The sequence below is a fragment of the Latilactobacillus sakei genome (assembly GCA_002953655.1).
Lineage (GTDB): Bacteria > Bacillota > Bacilli > Lactobacillales > Lactobacillaceae > Latilactobacillus > Latilactobacillus sakei_A.
Map to the genome: position 1 here is coordinate 1,996,764 of CP025839.1, position 14,788 is coordinate 2,011,551.

Annotated in this window: 11 protein-coding genes and 3 pseudogenes; 3 read left to right on the forward strand and 11 right to left on the reverse strand. The window is 38.9% G+C overall.

Annotation, left to right across the window (positions count from 1 at the left end; all coding sequences use genetic code 11):
• Window positions 1–87: 87 nt before the first annotated feature.
• The 3 genes from C0213_09905 to C0213_09915 form a co-directional block, all read right to left on the reverse strand.
• Window positions 88–2,697, reverse strand: coding sequence for a hypothetical protein (locus C0213_09905; GenBank protein ID AUX12705.1), 2,610 nt, complete (start codon window positions 2,695–2,697; stop codon window positions 88–90).
• Between the two features lie 54 nt (window positions 2,698–2,751).
• Window positions 2,752–3,807, reverse strand: a complete 1,056-nt coding sequence (locus C0213_09910; protein ID AUX12706.1) for a hypothetical protein — start codon at window positions 3,805–3,807, stop codon at window positions 2,752–2,754.
• A 70-nt stretch (window positions 3,808–3,877) separates the two neighbouring features.
• Window positions 3,878–4,603 carry a hypothetical protein gene (locus C0213_09915; protein ID AUX12707.1) on the reverse strand — a complete coding sequence of 242 codons (726 nt, stop codon included), beginning with the start codon at window positions 4,601–4,603 and terminating at the stop codon, window positions 3,878–3,880.
• A gap of 684 nt (window positions 4,604–5,287) precedes the next feature.
• On the opposite strand from C0213_09915, the gene C0213_09920 reads away from it, so the two are divergent.
• Complete coding sequence (locus tag C0213_09920) at window positions 5,288–6,724, forward strand: hypothetical protein (GenBank protein AUX12708.1); 1,437 nt, start codon at window positions 5,288–5,290, stop codon at window positions 6,722–6,724.
• Between the two features lie 144 nt (window positions 6,725–6,868).
• On the opposite strand, the gene C0213_09925 is transcribed toward C0213_09920, so the two are convergent.
• The 5 genes and pseudogenes from C0213_09925 to C0213_09945 all read right to left on the reverse strand — a co-directional run bounded on the left by C0213_09925 (window position 6,869) and on the right by C0213_09945 (window position 10,011).
• Window positions 6,869–7,351, reverse strand: coding sequence for a sensory protein (locus C0213_09925; protein ID AUX12843.1), 483 nt, complete (start codon window positions 7,349–7,351; stop codon window positions 6,869–6,871).
• A gap of 200 nt (window positions 7,352–7,551) precedes the next feature.
• Window positions 7,552–8,247, reverse strand: a complete 696-nt coding sequence (locus tag C0213_09930) for a hypothetical protein (GenBank protein AUX12844.1) — start codon at window positions 8,245–8,247, stop codon at window positions 7,552–7,554.
• Between the two features lie 315 nt (window positions 8,248–8,562).
• A pseudogene (locus tag C0213_09935) lies at window positions 8,563–9,255 on the reverse strand (hypothetical protein).
• 78 nt (window positions 9,256–9,333) lie between these two features.
• Window positions 9,334–9,627 (reverse strand): annotated as a pseudogene (locus tag C0213_09940) (hypothetical protein).
• 189 nt (window positions 9,628–9,816) lie between these two features.
• Window positions 9,817–10,011, reverse strand: a pseudogene (locus tag C0213_09945) (hypothetical protein).
• A gap of 231 nt (window positions 10,012–10,242) precedes the next feature.
• Between C0213_09945 and C0213_09950 the strand changes: the two are divergent.
• Both C0213_09950 and C0213_09955 read left to right on the forward strand, forming a co-directional pair.
• The gene (locus tag C0213_09950; GenBank protein ID AUX12709.1) at window positions 10,243–10,779 is read left to right on the forward strand and encodes a hypothetical protein; all 537 of its coding nucleotides are present in this window, start codon (window positions 10,243–10,245) and stop codon (window positions 10,777–10,779) included.
• A gap of 77 nt (window positions 10,780–10,856) precedes the next feature.
• On the forward strand, window positions 10,857–11,867 hold the full coding sequence (locus C0213_09955; GenBank protein AUX12710.1) for a cell surface protein: 1,011 nt from the start codon (window positions 10,857–10,859) through the stop codon (window positions 11,865–11,867).
• Between the two features lie 43 nt (window positions 11,868–11,910).
• Here the strand turns inward: C0213_09955 and C0213_09960 are convergent, their stop codons facing one another.
• The 3 genes from C0213_09960 to C0213_09970 all read right to left on the reverse strand — a co-directional run bounded on the left by C0213_09960 (window position 11,911) and on the right by C0213_09970 (window position 14,784).
• Entirely contained in the window at window positions 11,911–13,341 is a 1,431-nt protein-coding gene (locus tag C0213_09960; protein AUX12711.1) for a gamma-aminobutyrate permease, read from the reverse strand.
• A complete protein-coding gene (locus C0213_09965; protein AUX12712.1) occupies window positions 13,323–13,541 on the reverse strand; it encodes a hypothetical protein in 219 nt (72 codons plus the stop codon). Before C0213_09965 ends, C0213_09960 begins: the two co-directional genes overlap by 19 nt.
• 202 nt (window positions 13,542–13,743) lie before the next feature.
• Window positions 13,744–14,784, reverse strand: coding sequence for a cell wall protein (locus tag C0213_09970; GenBank protein ID AUX12713.1), 1,041 nt, complete (start codon window positions 14,782–14,784; stop codon window positions 13,744–13,746).
• Window positions 14,785–14,788: the final 4 nt, after the last annotated feature.

Sequence of the window (14,788 nt, forward strand, 5' to 3'; positions counted from 1 at the left end):
TTTTTTAGGCGTTAAATGTTAAAAACGAAACAAAAAAAGAACTTAGCATTATCATTAGATTTTGCTAAGTTCTAGTTAAAAAATTTTCTAAAGTGTCAGCTGCCACCCCATCGGCGCTTCGTAAGGATCTGTTGAAATCTGATAATCATTTCTATACGGTAAATGAAGCTGTAGTGAGCTCTCCTTAAGGGGATTATCCCCCATCCGTGTTTCTAGACTTTGCGCTGTCGTGTCACGTTTCAAAATTCCATCAATCCACTCACCATCGCTCTTATCCGGCGCTAATGGTAGCGGGGCTACATTATTGATATTGTATTTAAAATTATTAGTAATATAAAATGGATTGTGACTTGCCTCATTCGCATCTAGATAGGCTAATTTTAAATTAAAACCATTTAATAACGGATTATAAACAGTTACCTTTGGCGCCTCAGCCGTTCCAGTATCAGCAACCGATTTTTGGGCCAATTGAATCTCGTTGATAGCAACCGTTCTTGTTGCCTCACCTGAAGAATGACCCAAAACATCCGTGCCAAATGATATCCTAGCCGGTACGGTCACTTCAAGAGCGGCCTTCACCTGCAGGGTAAAATTAAATGTTGCCGTGGTTTCAATCTTATCCGCAGCAAGCGTTGCCGCCTTGGCATCCGCCGTTGTGGCAAATTCAATCCCGCTAGTTTTAGTGAGTGGGTAGCCAATCTTCTGTGCCTCAGTTTTCACGTCTCCAGCTATTGCCTTGGTCTGATTATTTAAATCAGCCAATAAACTTTCTTGATCTAGCTTTACAGAGGTCCCAGTTTGGGCACCACTGGAATAGCGATGCCACTCACCTTTATCGTTATTACCGTTACTGTTATACCGATAATATAAGCCATAGCTGTTAGGTACATTCGATAGCTTTAACTCCCCTGTAATCCCTAGACTAGGTGCAGGCTTTAAAGTCCCATCAGCATAATCAAACTTAGCCGTCCCACCACTCTTAAGCGATTGAGAATTCTTACTACCAGGATCATTTAGATCGATGGAATCGATGATTGGCTTTTTGACGCTACCGCCATCGTTTAAATCCGGAAATTCTTGGTTATTACCAAAAACAGACTTATCATGCTCTGGGGAAATAATCGCATTATCCAACGTAATATTATTCGCCGCAACGACTCCACCAATATATAGTCCATGTGTAGAACTCCCGGCGTAATAAGAACCATGAGGGATTAACATCGTCCCAAATAACATCGTCCCTGGGCTACGGTTAGTGTAACTAACTGCAGCAGTTTGTGCCGTTAATCCTGAATTATCCTGTTTATCTTGATCAAATAATTCTGGGTAGTTGTCAGAATCGTACGTATCTGTAAAGTTATTTAGTAGATGAGAGCCAAATTTCAGTACATTTGGATTGCTCCAATCTTCATCAGATGCACCCCCAACCTCTTTGGAAATGCTATTAACGTATCCAGGTTTACCAACATCTGCTGTATACAATGGAAATCTGAAATTATCAATACTTCCAATATAGAAGCCGTCTCCAGGTTGGAAATCAAATCTTTTATCGTTAAAATTTTTATAATTAATAACAATATATGGTATTTTTTCTGGATCTAATGTTTTCCCCTCATTTTTATAGAAACTATCAGAAAAGTGAAACTGTATATTCATGTGTTTAGCTTTTTCATAATTCTCAGTTAATCGATTTCGATCAATCGAAACCGCAACAATCGGCTTCTTACCATCCACTTCTGCAGCATATGGCTTAGTTTTTTCTCTTGTTTCGGCACTCACAGTTGGATCATCTGCTTTAGCAACAATGTTGATAACCACATCTGTGACCTCAGTCCATGGATCAGTAATATAGAACGGATTAGATTTTGGCCTTACCACCGCATTCTCATTATTAATCGGATTTGTTTGTTTTAAATCCATAATTTCATCAGTACTCGACCAAAAACTCTGTCCTTCCGGAATGAGATCTTCATAAAAATCACTCACATCCTGGATATTTTGCTGTAAGCTATAATCTGTAGCTGCTGAATTGCCATTCGTTTCATACTTATTAATCCCGTTATCAACATACTGTGGTAGTTTAGCTAAATTACCGTTTGTACCTTCTACCATTTTATTCTTCCAAAGACCTTCAAAAGTCCCTTGTTGTCCCTTGCTAAAACCAGAAAGCGAGACCGACATTCCAGGGTATGCTGCTTCAGCATCGGCTTTCGGCGTATCAGTTGCAAACTCAGTATTTTTAGAAATACCATCTTCAACTAGCGGATTTTGCCACATACCCCCTAAATGAAAAACTAAGTTTTTCATTCCTTTAGTTTTATCAAATATTTTTTCATTTCCTTTTGTGAAATCATTAATAATGACGGCTGGATTTTTTAAATTCTTAAAATAGTTATCATACGCTGTATTTGTACTTGATTCAGTTGAACCGTTAAATCCTGGTGCACCAAGCCAATCCTTCTTCAAAATGACTGAATTAGCCATTATTCGACCACTAAATGGAGATTCAGATTGAACAAACTGGTTTCCAGCAACCATCATAAAATTAGATGCCCCACCTAGCGGATATTTATTATCAATTCGTGCCTTATTTTTAATCACCGTCTCAGTCGCTTGGACATTTTGATGATTAATAAAACTCGTCATTGCAAAACAACCAATTGCTAGTGCGATTAAACCATAATTTCTTTTTGTCATATATGTTGCCTCCAGTCCTTACTTCCCCATTAAGCGCTAGAAGACACCCCCACGTTATTGTTTTTCTAGTTCTTTCATTTGTTTTTCATCTTGTTTCTTACGACGACGATACCCCAAGTAATACGTCGTAATCAATAGGATAATGAAAATAATAATTAATAGAATAATTAACCAAATCCACCATAAGTCTTTATTCTTACGATTTAATTTCATTGCTTGTCCAACTGTGATTTCGAAATCTTGATCGAAGACCCATGTCTTTTGATCCGATTTAGCCACTAAGTGTAAGTGATGTTTCCCTGGACTAATCCAATTATTCCCCAATGGAATACCGTATTCAAAACTAGAATTCGTCGCCATCGTAATACCTTCACGCTTGTTGCCAAAGAGCACCTTGCTGCCCTTATGTTTTGAAACGCTCGCACTAATCGTCATCGCCCCGGGTGTGGCTGGCGCGATGTTTTGTAATTTAGCCAAAATAGCTGGCTCATTTAAATAATTATTGCCACTAATTCGAATCCGGCGTAATTTCAATTCGGGTAGGACATGGCTGTTAGGATGTTCCCTTAAAATAACTCCAAGTGCCATCGCATAATAATTATCCACACTAAAACCTTGTTGGTCCGTCTTTTGATGACTGCCCGCTTTAGTGTCTTTAAAGTATAACGCACCTTTTAAAACACCGTTGTATAATTTAGCCGGCATTGTCACCTTGAAATTAACCGTTTTAGTCTCCCGCGGTTTTAGCGTGATGACTTGCGGTTGGTCAAATATTTGGCTAAATTGATATTCCGCTTGTGACAAACTTCCTGGATGATACTTATCAAAGGCTTCCGACCCTGAAACGGTCGTATAACCTGTATTAGCAGAAGCATCAATCGTTTTAGTATTATCTTCTAAATTTTCTAGCGTGACCGCTAATGTTTCAGTTTGATTGGGTTTCATTACCAAATCAAAACTTGTTAGTGCATTATCGTATTGATTATCGGGAATATTGGCACTCACCGTAAACCCAGCACCTGCCCCATGGACTATTTGCGTATTAACAACCATTAATAGCAATAGTACAAACCCCATCAATGATAATAACAATGTATGTCTTTTTTTCATCGGATCTCCTTCACGAAAAAAAGTTGGGTTCCCCCAACTTTTAATTATATTATTTGATAAATATTAATGATTAACCAGCATATTTTGTTGTTGGATTGTCGGATAAAGTCCAAGTAATGGCGGCGTCGTAAACCCCGTTTTGAATATCTTTTAAGTTGCTTAATTCTAATTTAGAACCAGCGTCTAATTGACGCGCTACTGTGAAAAGACCTTCTTGATTTCCAGAAGTTGCAAGACTTAAAGCATCTGCAGAAGTCATAATAACATTAGATGTGTTAGTGTCAATTACCTTATCTGACAAACCTAATTTAGCGTTATCTAAGAGAATCTTGCCATCTGCAGTGCCACCATTAGCACTTGTAAATTGACTCATAGTAGTAGATAAGGTCCAATGGTTGTTAACACCACGATAATCGCTGACTTGTAATGTGTCAGTTGCTGATTGATTAATCGAACCCGTTTTTGTATGATCATCACTATGTTTTTTTAAATCAGTACTACTTATTTGAGTAATTGGCGCTTCATGATTTGCATGCATAATAGTATTGATATCAATACCATCTTTAGTACCAAAGTTAAAATCAGGGGCAGCATCTAATGTTAACTTACCTGCTTTAACGTTAAATTCTGCCGTTGTTGTTGCCCCAGCTTCTAACTTACCGTCCTTTGTTGTTGCCTCAATACCTGAACCTGGTGTAACAGTTGGTGTATCTGCAGCTTGTACCCCAGCAACGTTGATCAACGTTGCACCTGCCAATGTGACTGCTGCTAATAATGCGAATTTTGTTTGTTTCATTATAATTTCCCCCAAATAATTCGTTATTTAATATTACTTACATGTATTAGTTATTCATTACTGTAAGGTAAGTTTAGGTCATAAATGTCAAAAACACAAGTTTCCCCTTAATTATAAACCCCCAAAAGTTCATTTCATTTTTCAGACTAAAAAATCCGTATCTGACATTATAATAAACCCCATTTACTTCATTCGTAAAATTATTCAGCCCTGATAATTGCCCGTCAAAATAGCATTAATTCAACATTTAAACTAATCTAAATAGTGAATAATTAAATTACATCAAATACGCCGTTTGATAGTCGCTTCATTATTAAATTTAAAAATTAGATATTTTTTCTATCTTTTGAGTCTCTTATCCCCAAATCAACAATTAAATTGGACTAAACCATTATCATTAATTGCGTATTTCAATATTACTATTTGCTAACACTTTAAAATGATAATTGTTATTTTATTCAATTATCCTTTCGAGGCAGCATTAGTGATGAAATTCACCCGCTATATTTCATTAAAAAAAATTAACTGAAATTTTTTTTACAGTATGTTGTATCGACATTCAACAATGTAAACTTTCACTATTTTTCAATCATTTTTTTAGTGGTTATTGGACTGGACCATTTATTCTCCCCTCTTCGCACCAAGTGATTGCTTTTAAAGTACGGTTCGATTCAGTATACTAATATGTATCAGTTATTCTTGGGGGAAACCAATATGCGAACATGGCAAAAGAGCATTATTTTCATTCTAGCACTTATCGCAATACCGATTATTTATTTTGAAAACCAATATTTTAGCCACCAACAAAGAGAGGCCCAAATTAAAACGAGTCAAAGAGCTATTTTCAAAGCCTATCGAACTCATTCCGAAAATAATTATGCGAATTTTACCGTTTACACCGATAGCAAACCGGCTGGGAAAATTTACTACTTTGTTCCTAAGAACCAAGAAGGTCACACAATCGATTTACTTCAGCAACAACAACGCATCGGTGAACGACTCTACCAAAAAGCCCGCAGAAACAAGCAAAAAAACATCACTGTTTATATTACCTATAACGGCGACAACCTTCACAACGATACCTATCGTTTAACACCAACTGGTGCCGTTTACAGCCAGGTTAATCATCGGTTCAGTACTAAATTCGGTAAATTCGCTGATCAATTAGGTCATGAAGCAGTCTATAATCTCGCCAATCAAACTAAACCGGTGACTTTCAAAGCCTTATATAAAGATGCCGCGACACTACCAATGATTAAACAAACTGCTATCGATCAACAATTAAAAAAGCATCACTATACAACGCAACAATTAGAAGAGTTGGAAAAGCTTGATTTTCCGACTGATCTCAATTATCACCAGTTTTCTTTTTCGCAACACGGTCTAACGCTCCACTTCACCAAAAATACTTTAGGCATCAAGCATATCACGTTACCGCTAGCGACAATCGGCCCTTATCTAAACCCCGATTACATCGCCGAAGATTACACAATGCCACGTGCCAAGAAGAAGTCAGCGGCCGTCGCCCTAACCTTCAATACCGCACTTAATCCCGACCGCACTCACCAAATTCTGAAGATTCTAAACGAAAAAGCGGTACAAGCCACCTTCTTTCCAACCGGCGAAGCGGCTCATCAGCATCCCAAAGTGCTCCGCCAACTGAGGGTAGCCAACCAAGCGATTGGTAACCAAAGTTATGCTGCTGAGGATTCGATCAATACCATGAGCGAACCCGATCTAACAACCAATATTACTAAAACAGATCGGGCAATTTTCCAAGCCACTGGCGTACTCCCCCGATTCATGCGTGTCACGCCAGATACGACCAACAAAGCAATTGCAACTGCCAGTCAGCGGAGCTTAATCAGTTGGTCAGTCGATTCAGAAGATTGGCGCACCGACATTCAGGCAGCTGAGATTACCAAAAATGTGATCGAACGGACAACTGGTGGCGATGTTGTGCTACTCAGAACCGCGCCGGAAACAATCAAAGCACTTCCTGAGATTATCGATCAATTACGGGCGAACGGCTATCATCTAGTCACTATTCCCTCACTATTTGAACACCGCTTAGCACCTTTCCAACAATATGCTAAAGCCGCTGATCCTTATCAAGGCTAGCCTATAAAATTTTCTAGAAATCTCCGCTAATGTTGGCGGGGATTTTTTTGCCTAAAAAATAGGCGGTACGTTATCGATGAAATATCGATAACGTACCGCCTAGAAAAGACAGTTTAATATTTAATAATATGCTCGAGCTGATCATTAGTTGAGGATTGCGACCGCAACCGTTAAATATGTTGCAAATATCAGCCACACTAAATATGGCATTAACAACAAACAAGCAACCTTATTCAACTTAGCAGCATAATTGATGCACGCAATTACTAAAACATCTAGGATTAAAATCACCACGAACCCCGTCCAATAGTAACCTCTAAAAAATATGATACTCCAAACAAAATTTAAAATAATCTGTGCGCTATAAAAACTACCGGCTAGTAGACCAACGTTATTCTTGGTAAAGTTTTTATAAATGAGATACCCCGCAATCGCAATCAGCGCGTACAACAAAGGCCATACAATGCCAAAAAGATAATCCGGCGGTGCTAACGGTGGCAAGGATAAGCCGTTGTAAATACCTTTAATATCACCCGCAAACAAACCTGATAACCCACCAATTGCTTCAATTACCATTATAAAAAGCAATAACCCTAATATCGAATATTTGTTTTTCTTATTCACCATCATATTACACCTCTTTAAAAATATTATTAATATAATTGAAAGCCCGTGCTATTTAACAAACTCGTTGTATTCTAGCGCAACAGCAAACTATTATCTAAAGAATATCTCTATCTTTATTATAACAAGTTCCTTCTCATATTAATGTTTTTAAGATTAGCTATTATTTTGGTAAATATACTTTCCAAGTCGATTTCACATTTTTAATTATCCGGCATTACTTTATCCGCAGTCGATAGTTCCCAAGTTGCCTCTAATTTATATCTACCAGCATGCTTCGCGTAATGATCCGCCTTAGCATTATGGAATTTCAAGTTAACATCGCTCTTATAAAACGGCATTGATTTAGCCGGTTGCATGGCGTCTAACTGTTCATCCCCCGACAATTGTTTTTGGGTATCCAATGTTAACAATGGTGTCTCTGGACCTTTTAATAAGTCACCTAGATTTACAATCTGCCCGGCTTCCCAAGTATCATCCGTTCCCGTTTTTAACGAGTATAATTGGACGTTAAAGTCAGTTGCATCGTTTTGCAACAATGGATTATCAACAAGATCGGCACCAGAAGTGCTATTCTTAACAACTAATTTCCAGTTCATATAAAACGGATTTTCAACATTAATTTGGCCCTTAGCGACACTCAGCGGTTCTTGTTCAGAGGTGCCTAATGTATAGGTCCCAAAATCAAATACCTTTGGATAGTTAACCAACAAATCACCATGCACATTCAAGGTGTAATTAGTAATCGTATTATCATACTTTGCCTTGATTTCACTTTCCGTCATCGTCGATAAATCGTCAGAGGCGCTAGCGACAACAAACGAGAATTTATTTTTATGCAATAAATGCCAACCGATAAAGGCTTTCTCGACGCCATCAACAACATAATCACCGTCAATCTGACCGGCATTATAGACGGTTTGATCATCGTAATTATCGACATTGTCTTTCGTTTTTAGATCTTCGGTAACATCAGCAATCGACAATTCAACTGTCTGCGCTTCACTTGTCTTATTAGGTTCTAATGGATTTTTACCATCTGGCTCATATTTCTTCCACTTACCATTATTCATTCGCGACCATAATACATTACTGGTCCCTGCGGGTTGATCGATTAAAAAGGTGTTTTTAAAAGCCCGACCATCCAAGCGGTGCATCGTTTCTGATTCTGGATCAATTTCAACATTATTATTCAACGAAAACTGGAAGACATAGTTCGTCTCAACATTTTCCGGACTGAAATTAACGCCATTAGGTAAGGTCACGGACAAAATCCGCGGTACTTTGGTCGTTGATTCCAAATCGGAAGTCCCCGGGAATTTACCGTCCGCATTGAAGTTCGCCCCAAAAGCTTTATCAACCGCGACGTTCCCATCTAAATAGATACTCCGGTTGGTAACCACGTTCCCAGCAAAACTATATTGAGAATCGCCTTGAATAATAATATTCGTATGCGGTGCTAGAATGGTCCCAATGAATGAATAATTTTCTTCCGAACCACGGTTAGAATTCAGTGTAATGGCGGCGTCATCCCCACCATTAATCGTATTAAAATTATTCATCACATGGGCCGCTGAATTGTACCGAAGCTTAGTATTATCAGCTGGCGTATAATCCAATCGCTCATTATACTGGGCTGTCGTTTGTGGGTAATATTTGTTTTCAACCGGTGGATGAGCCTTCACTTGGGCTGGCGTGTAGGCACTAATACTATACGTCGAACTGGCACTAAAATTAAAGGTCTTGAAATTATGGTAATTAAAGATCACAAACGGCATCTTTTGCTGTCCCGCTGTGTAGTTCAATAAATTAATAGAAATCCCTTCCGCCTTCTGGAAGAGGCCATCATTAGCAGCACCATCAATATCAACCACTGCAACCCCAACATCGGTACTAGCCGTATTCATATCAATATTAACTTGGATGACATTATTGTTTAAATCGACACCTAGCCCACTACCACTAACCGCTTTGCTGTTAAGCGTGATCGACTTAATAGCATCTGAATGGACGTCACCCTTATAGCCAATAATATTACCATCAGTATCGTATTCCGTCGCCGTTAGATTCGCATAATAATCACTCACGTTGGTCACATTACTAATCGCTTGTGCTTGGGTACTAACTTTATTATCTTTAAAATAGCTAATATCCCCTAAGTAAGCTGTCTTGCCATCTAATTGATAGGCCCGGTTTTTGAAGGTTTTCACTTTATTATCATCATTAAGAATACTTTTCAACTGGCTATCTGGTATATTGTCTTGGGCCGACGTCCCCATAACATAGTGGCCAACTTCCTTATCCTTACCAATCATACTATTATCATTTGCAACAATTTTGGTAAATGCTTTTGAAAAGGCGGTCGCTGAAACCAGCGCTGGATCTAAATTCGTCGGTAAGGTTATCTTAGCATCCGTAAAATTATTAACTTTAGTGCTCGGATACTCATTCTTATCTTCAGTATCATTCACAGAAGTCCCGACTAAAAAATGCCCGGCATAAAATTCGCCTTGCATATTCTGTGTATTATTACCGTTAACAATCATGTTCTGCCCAGCAAATAATGTCGCATCACTGGCAGCCCCTAACGGATAGCGTTGGCTAGGCCGTTCGATGGTTTTATTACCCACACGAACCAGCCCGTTTTTGCTAGTCGCCGCCATACTTCCGTGAGATGGAACTAGCCAAATCACAAAACTAAGGACTAACAAGCTTTTTAATAATATTTTGATATTTATTTTCATATTTGTTCCTCAATTAAATTCTCAACGACATCAACTAATTTTATAGTATATGACAGTAGGTGTATAGTCAATAATATAAATTGTTATAGACTTTATACTTTATCTTTTCATTTTAGTGTGGTATTATTTCATTTCATGAGAAAGATAATTATGAAAGAAGGCACTATTTTGAATAAATTGGTAAAAATGTTAACAGTATCATCAGCAACACTTATGGGGGTTGTCGGGCTAAGCCAACTAGCACCTGTTCACGCTGCGGACACAACAGCTAAATCAGTGGGAACCCTTGCTATCACAGACGGGACACAAACTTTAACAAGTGTCGATGATATCGATTTTGGTAGTATTGCATATGACGCAAATGGTATGAAAGCTACTTTGGAAAACCCTAATGAAAAGAAGGCTACTGTGAAAGATACAACATTTTCACAAACTGCTTGGACAATCTCTGGTCAAACAGATTCAGATGTTGCTGATTTAACGATTAATGGTCAATTATTATCAGCAACACCTGCTGCTGTTTTCACTAAAACTGCGGATGCAAAATTTGGCGAACAAACTGCTACTGTTGAAAATGCAACAATGGCATTATCTGCTGACCAAGCAACTAAGAATGGTACAAAAGCAATCAGCATGGATGTTAACTGGACGCTTGCACCTACAACTAGAAGTGCTAACTTCAACTAATCACAGACAATTCATAAAAGGTCGGGACAATTTTTTGTCACGCCTTTTTTAATACCCCCCACCGAAAGGAAGGTTCTATGAAAAAATCGCTTCGATTTTTCCTCCCATTATTATTAGCGCTCTTCTTCTTAACCCCTACAAAAGCTTGGGCGGACTCGGCTAATTTTTCAATCAAAAAGGTTGATACACCTGAACAAACTAAAGAAGCTGACTTCTACGACATTTTAACCAAACCTAATCAAAATACCAAACTGGTCGCTAACGTCATAAACGCTAGCAATCAATCTGCTACGTATACTGTAACGCTACGCAACGGTGTTACCAACAACAGTGGTCAGATTGCCTACGTTTCTCGCGATCAATCTAATAACGGTCAAACGCTTAATAAACTTAATCCAGCAGCGGTTAAAGTAACCGTTCCAGCTAACAGTAAAAAAGATGTGACAATTCCGCTTAAAATGCCCCCTGTGACTTTCCCCGGAATCATCTTGGGTGCACTGCACGTCGAAAAAGATGCTGCTAAGCCAGAACAAACAGCCAAGAAAACCCAAATCGTCAATCATTACGGGATTGAAATTCCAGTTGTCGTTCGTACAATGCCCTCTTCAACCCCGCAAACCAAACTTCAGTTAAAAAAAGTGACCGCTGGGTTAGATATGAATAAACATTCTGCTGTTCTAGCAACCCTTTATAATGAAAGTAACTGGGTGTTAACCCCACTTAAAGTGGATGCTAAAGTTTATCGCAAATCAAACCATAAACTACTCTATAGCAGCCATAAAAAAGGGCTAGAGATGGCGCCTAACTCAAGTTTCAACTACGCCATTGAGCCTGGGGACAAACCACTCAAAGCTGGTACCTATTTATTAGATATGACGGCTAAATCAGATAAGAAAACTTGGCATTTTACTAGCGAATTCACAATTAAACGCGCCACCCTTAAAGAAAATGCCAAAGATGAACTAAAATCACCAGAGAAAAAGCACCATCTCAATATTATCTGGTTGATTGTCGGGTTCAGCATCCTATTACTCATCTTGATCATTCTTTACTTACTCTACAAACTACGCCAAAAAACAAAAGAATAACAAAAAAAGAGCCGAGACATCTGTCTCGGCTCTTTTTTATTGTCTAGCGATGTTTACTCAAATCAACTTTTTCTAACGGAATAACCTTTGTTTTATAGCGAATCTTGTAGTAGCTGTAAAGAATAATGAACAACGGAATACTCATGTAACTAATCCCAATTGCTGTCCAATCAAAATGCGCGAACGCTTGAATATCTTGGCCAATAATGACAATCACGCAAAGTAAGAAAGCGAAAATGGGGCCAAATGGGAACCACCGTGCGTGGTATTTCAATTCTGACAATTGATGTCCTTGTGCTTTAAAAGCCCGCCGGAAACGATAATGTGAAATCGCGATCCCTAACCAAGCGATGAAACCAGTCAAACCACTAGCGGCCACAAGGAACAGATAAATTCGGGTTCCAAAAACACTAGTCATAAAAGTTAAAGCGCCAATAATCGTTGTCCCAATCAAGGCCATCACTGGAATACCACGTTTGCTTGTCTTGGCAAAAATCTTAGCCGCATAACCATCTTCGGCCATTGACCACAACATTCTTGAAGAAGCATACATCCCTGAATTAGCGGCTGATAAGACTGATGTTAAAATGACTGCATTCATGATGCTGGCAGCTGATGCTAAACCAGCACGCTTGAAGACCAAGGTAAACGGACTAACCGCAATGTTGGTTTCACTAGCACCTAGTAATGAAGGGCTTGTATAAGGAATTAAACAAGCGATCACGAAGATTGATAAGATGTAGAATAATAAAATACGCCAGAAAACTTGTTTGATAGCCTTTGGAATACTTTTTTCAGGCGTCTTCGATTCCCCGGCTGTAATTCCAATTAATTCGGTCCCTTGGAATGAGAAACCAGCAACAACAAACACACTCAACATCATTGGTAAACCACCAACAAAGGGTGCTTTCTTAAGCGTAAAGTTGCTAAGACCGGTCCGATGACCACCCATGATGCCGAAAATTGTTAAGACACCGACACCTAAGAAAATAATAACGGTCACCACTTTGATTAACGCAAACCAATATTCGGTTTCACCAAATGATTTCACACTCGTGATGTTAATCAAGAAAATCAATAATAGCGCGACTAAACTAAAAATCCACCCCGGCATATCTGGTAACCAGAATTGCATCACTAAAGCTGCGGTACTGATATCGACGGCTAACGTAATCGCCCAATTAAACCAGTAATTCCAACCAAGTGCAAATCCTAAGGCTGGATCAACAAACCGCGTTGCATAAGTTGAAAACGACCCTGAAACTGGCAAGTAAGTCGCCATTTCGCCCAAACTGGTCATCAAGAAGAAAACCATGATCCCAATGCCACAATAAGCAAGTAGCGCGCCGCCGGGACCCGCCTTGGCAATTGCCGACCCACTTGTAACGAATAGGCCCGTTCCAATACTACCACCCAACGCAATCATCGATAGATGTCGCGTCTTTAATTCCCGCTTCATTTCATTTTCTGCCATACTACTTCCGCTCTTTTCTCTATTATTTCAAGAAAATCGCACCAACCTCCGAATTTAGCAAACAAAAAAGCCTTTTTGTCTGCTAAAAACGACAAAAAGACTATAAGCCTTATATTAACCGTTGATAGCGCCCCGTAACGTTTCGTTACGACAGTCCTTGATTTATTCAACCAAGTCCCAACATCAAAATGAATAAGCAAATTGACATTTCGGCAAATTCCCCTTTAATTATTCCTCATCACTGCTTAGTCAGTTCAGAATAACGACTGATGGTTTTTGCGACCTCTTATCTTGTTAAAGGTAGTATAGCGGATTGAAGCGCATCCGTCAACATTGGACACAACGTAAATTTTAATCATAAAAAGGGATGATCACCTAATGGCAATCATCCCTTTTTGATTGTTATTCTTCAGTCTTATCTTGCTTGTTTTTCCGCCATAATAAGAAGAGTAGGAACAAGATTAAGAGTACCATGATACCAATAATCACGTATAACCACCAGTTATTTTGTGGTAATTCAACAGCCTTGCCATTATATTGTCTGGCTTCTTTTTGCGTAATTTCAAAATCCTTTGATAATAACCACTGGCCCTTATTTGAGTTAACCTTAATCTTAATATTATAGTGGCCCGCTTTGAGCGGTTGATTCTTCAAATCAATTCCGTAATCAAAGTTAGAGTTAGGTGCCATCTGTAAATCAGTCTGTTTACTTTGATAGAGCACCTTACTTTGACCCACCCGGCGAATCTTAGCATCGACTTGCATCTCACCTACAGAGTTAGCTTGCGTATTTTGAATATTGGCTAAAATGCCAGTATGACCGTTCAGTAGGCCTGGTTTAATTCGATTTAACCGTAAGTGTGGTTTCACCGTTTGATCGGATTGCGTTAACTTAACCCCCAGAATATAGGAATAGCGGTTCGTCAAAGACGTCCCTTTTTTATGGTCTAAAGCTTGTTCAACTTGATCTTGCTTAACTTGTGACACATAAAAGCCACCTAAAATAGTCCCTTTAAAATTTTCTTTAGGCGCGTTCAGCGTAAACGTCGCTGTTCGACTACTTTCAGCAGGTACCTTTAAGCGTTGCGCTGGTGACATCAATTTAGTAAATGGATACTTCAACGTTTTATCGTACTGTGGATCAGACTGGCTGTAATCAATCACCCCGTTTTGATTAGTAATGGCCGTATTTGGTGCGACATCTACTTCAAGATCTTTTTTGCCAGTATTTTGGACGACGACCGATACGTCCTGTTTTTGACCAGGTTTCACACGTAAGTCGTAATAGCCTAAATTCTTATCCGTTTGATTTTCCGGATAAATCGGTGCAACCGAATAAGTTACCTTTTCGGCATGAACAACTTGTTGGTTGACAGTAAATGCCACAAGCAGCGTTGCTAGCACTCCCATCACTAATCCAAGCCATTTTCTAAAATATGTCATTTTC

What these genes read in the sequence shown, in the direction of transcription:
- C0213_09920 (AUX12708.1), top strand. Translation starts at nt 5,288, where the DNA reads ATGTATCAGTTATTCTTGGGGGAAACCAATATGCGAACATGGCAAAAG.
- C0213_09905 (AUX12705.1), bottom strand. Translation starts at nt 2,697, where the DNA reads ATGACAAAAAGAAATTATGGTTTAATCGCACTAGCAATTGGTTGTTTT.
- C0213_09950 (AUX12709.1), top strand. Translation starts at nt 10,243, where the DNA reads ATGAAAGAAGGCACTATTTTGAATAAATTGGTAAAAATGTTAACAGTA.
- C0213_09955 (AUX12710.1), top strand. Translation starts at nt 10,857, where the DNA reads ATGAAAAAATCGCTTCGATTTTTCCTCCCATTATTATTAGCGCTCTTC.
- C0213_09910 (AUX12706.1), bottom strand. Translation starts at nt 3,807, where the DNA reads ATGAAAAAAAGACATACATTGTTATTATCATTGATGGGGTTTGTACTA.
- C0213_09960 (AUX12711.1), bottom strand. Translation starts at nt 13,341, where the DNA reads ATGGCAGAAAATGAAATGAAGCGGGAATTAAAGACGCGACATCTATCG.
- C0213_09915 (AUX12707.1), bottom strand. Translation starts at nt 4,603, where the DNA reads ATGAAACAAACAAAATTCGCATTATTAGCAGCAGTCACATTGGCAGGT.
- C0213_09970 (AUX12713.1), bottom strand. Translation starts at nt 14,784, where the DNA reads ATGACATATTTTAGAAAATGGCTTGGATTAGTGATGGGAGTGCTAGCA.
- C0213_09925 (AUX12843.1), bottom strand. Translation starts at nt 7,351, where the DNA reads ATGGTGAATAAGAAAAACAAATATTCGATATTAGGGTTATTGCTTTTT.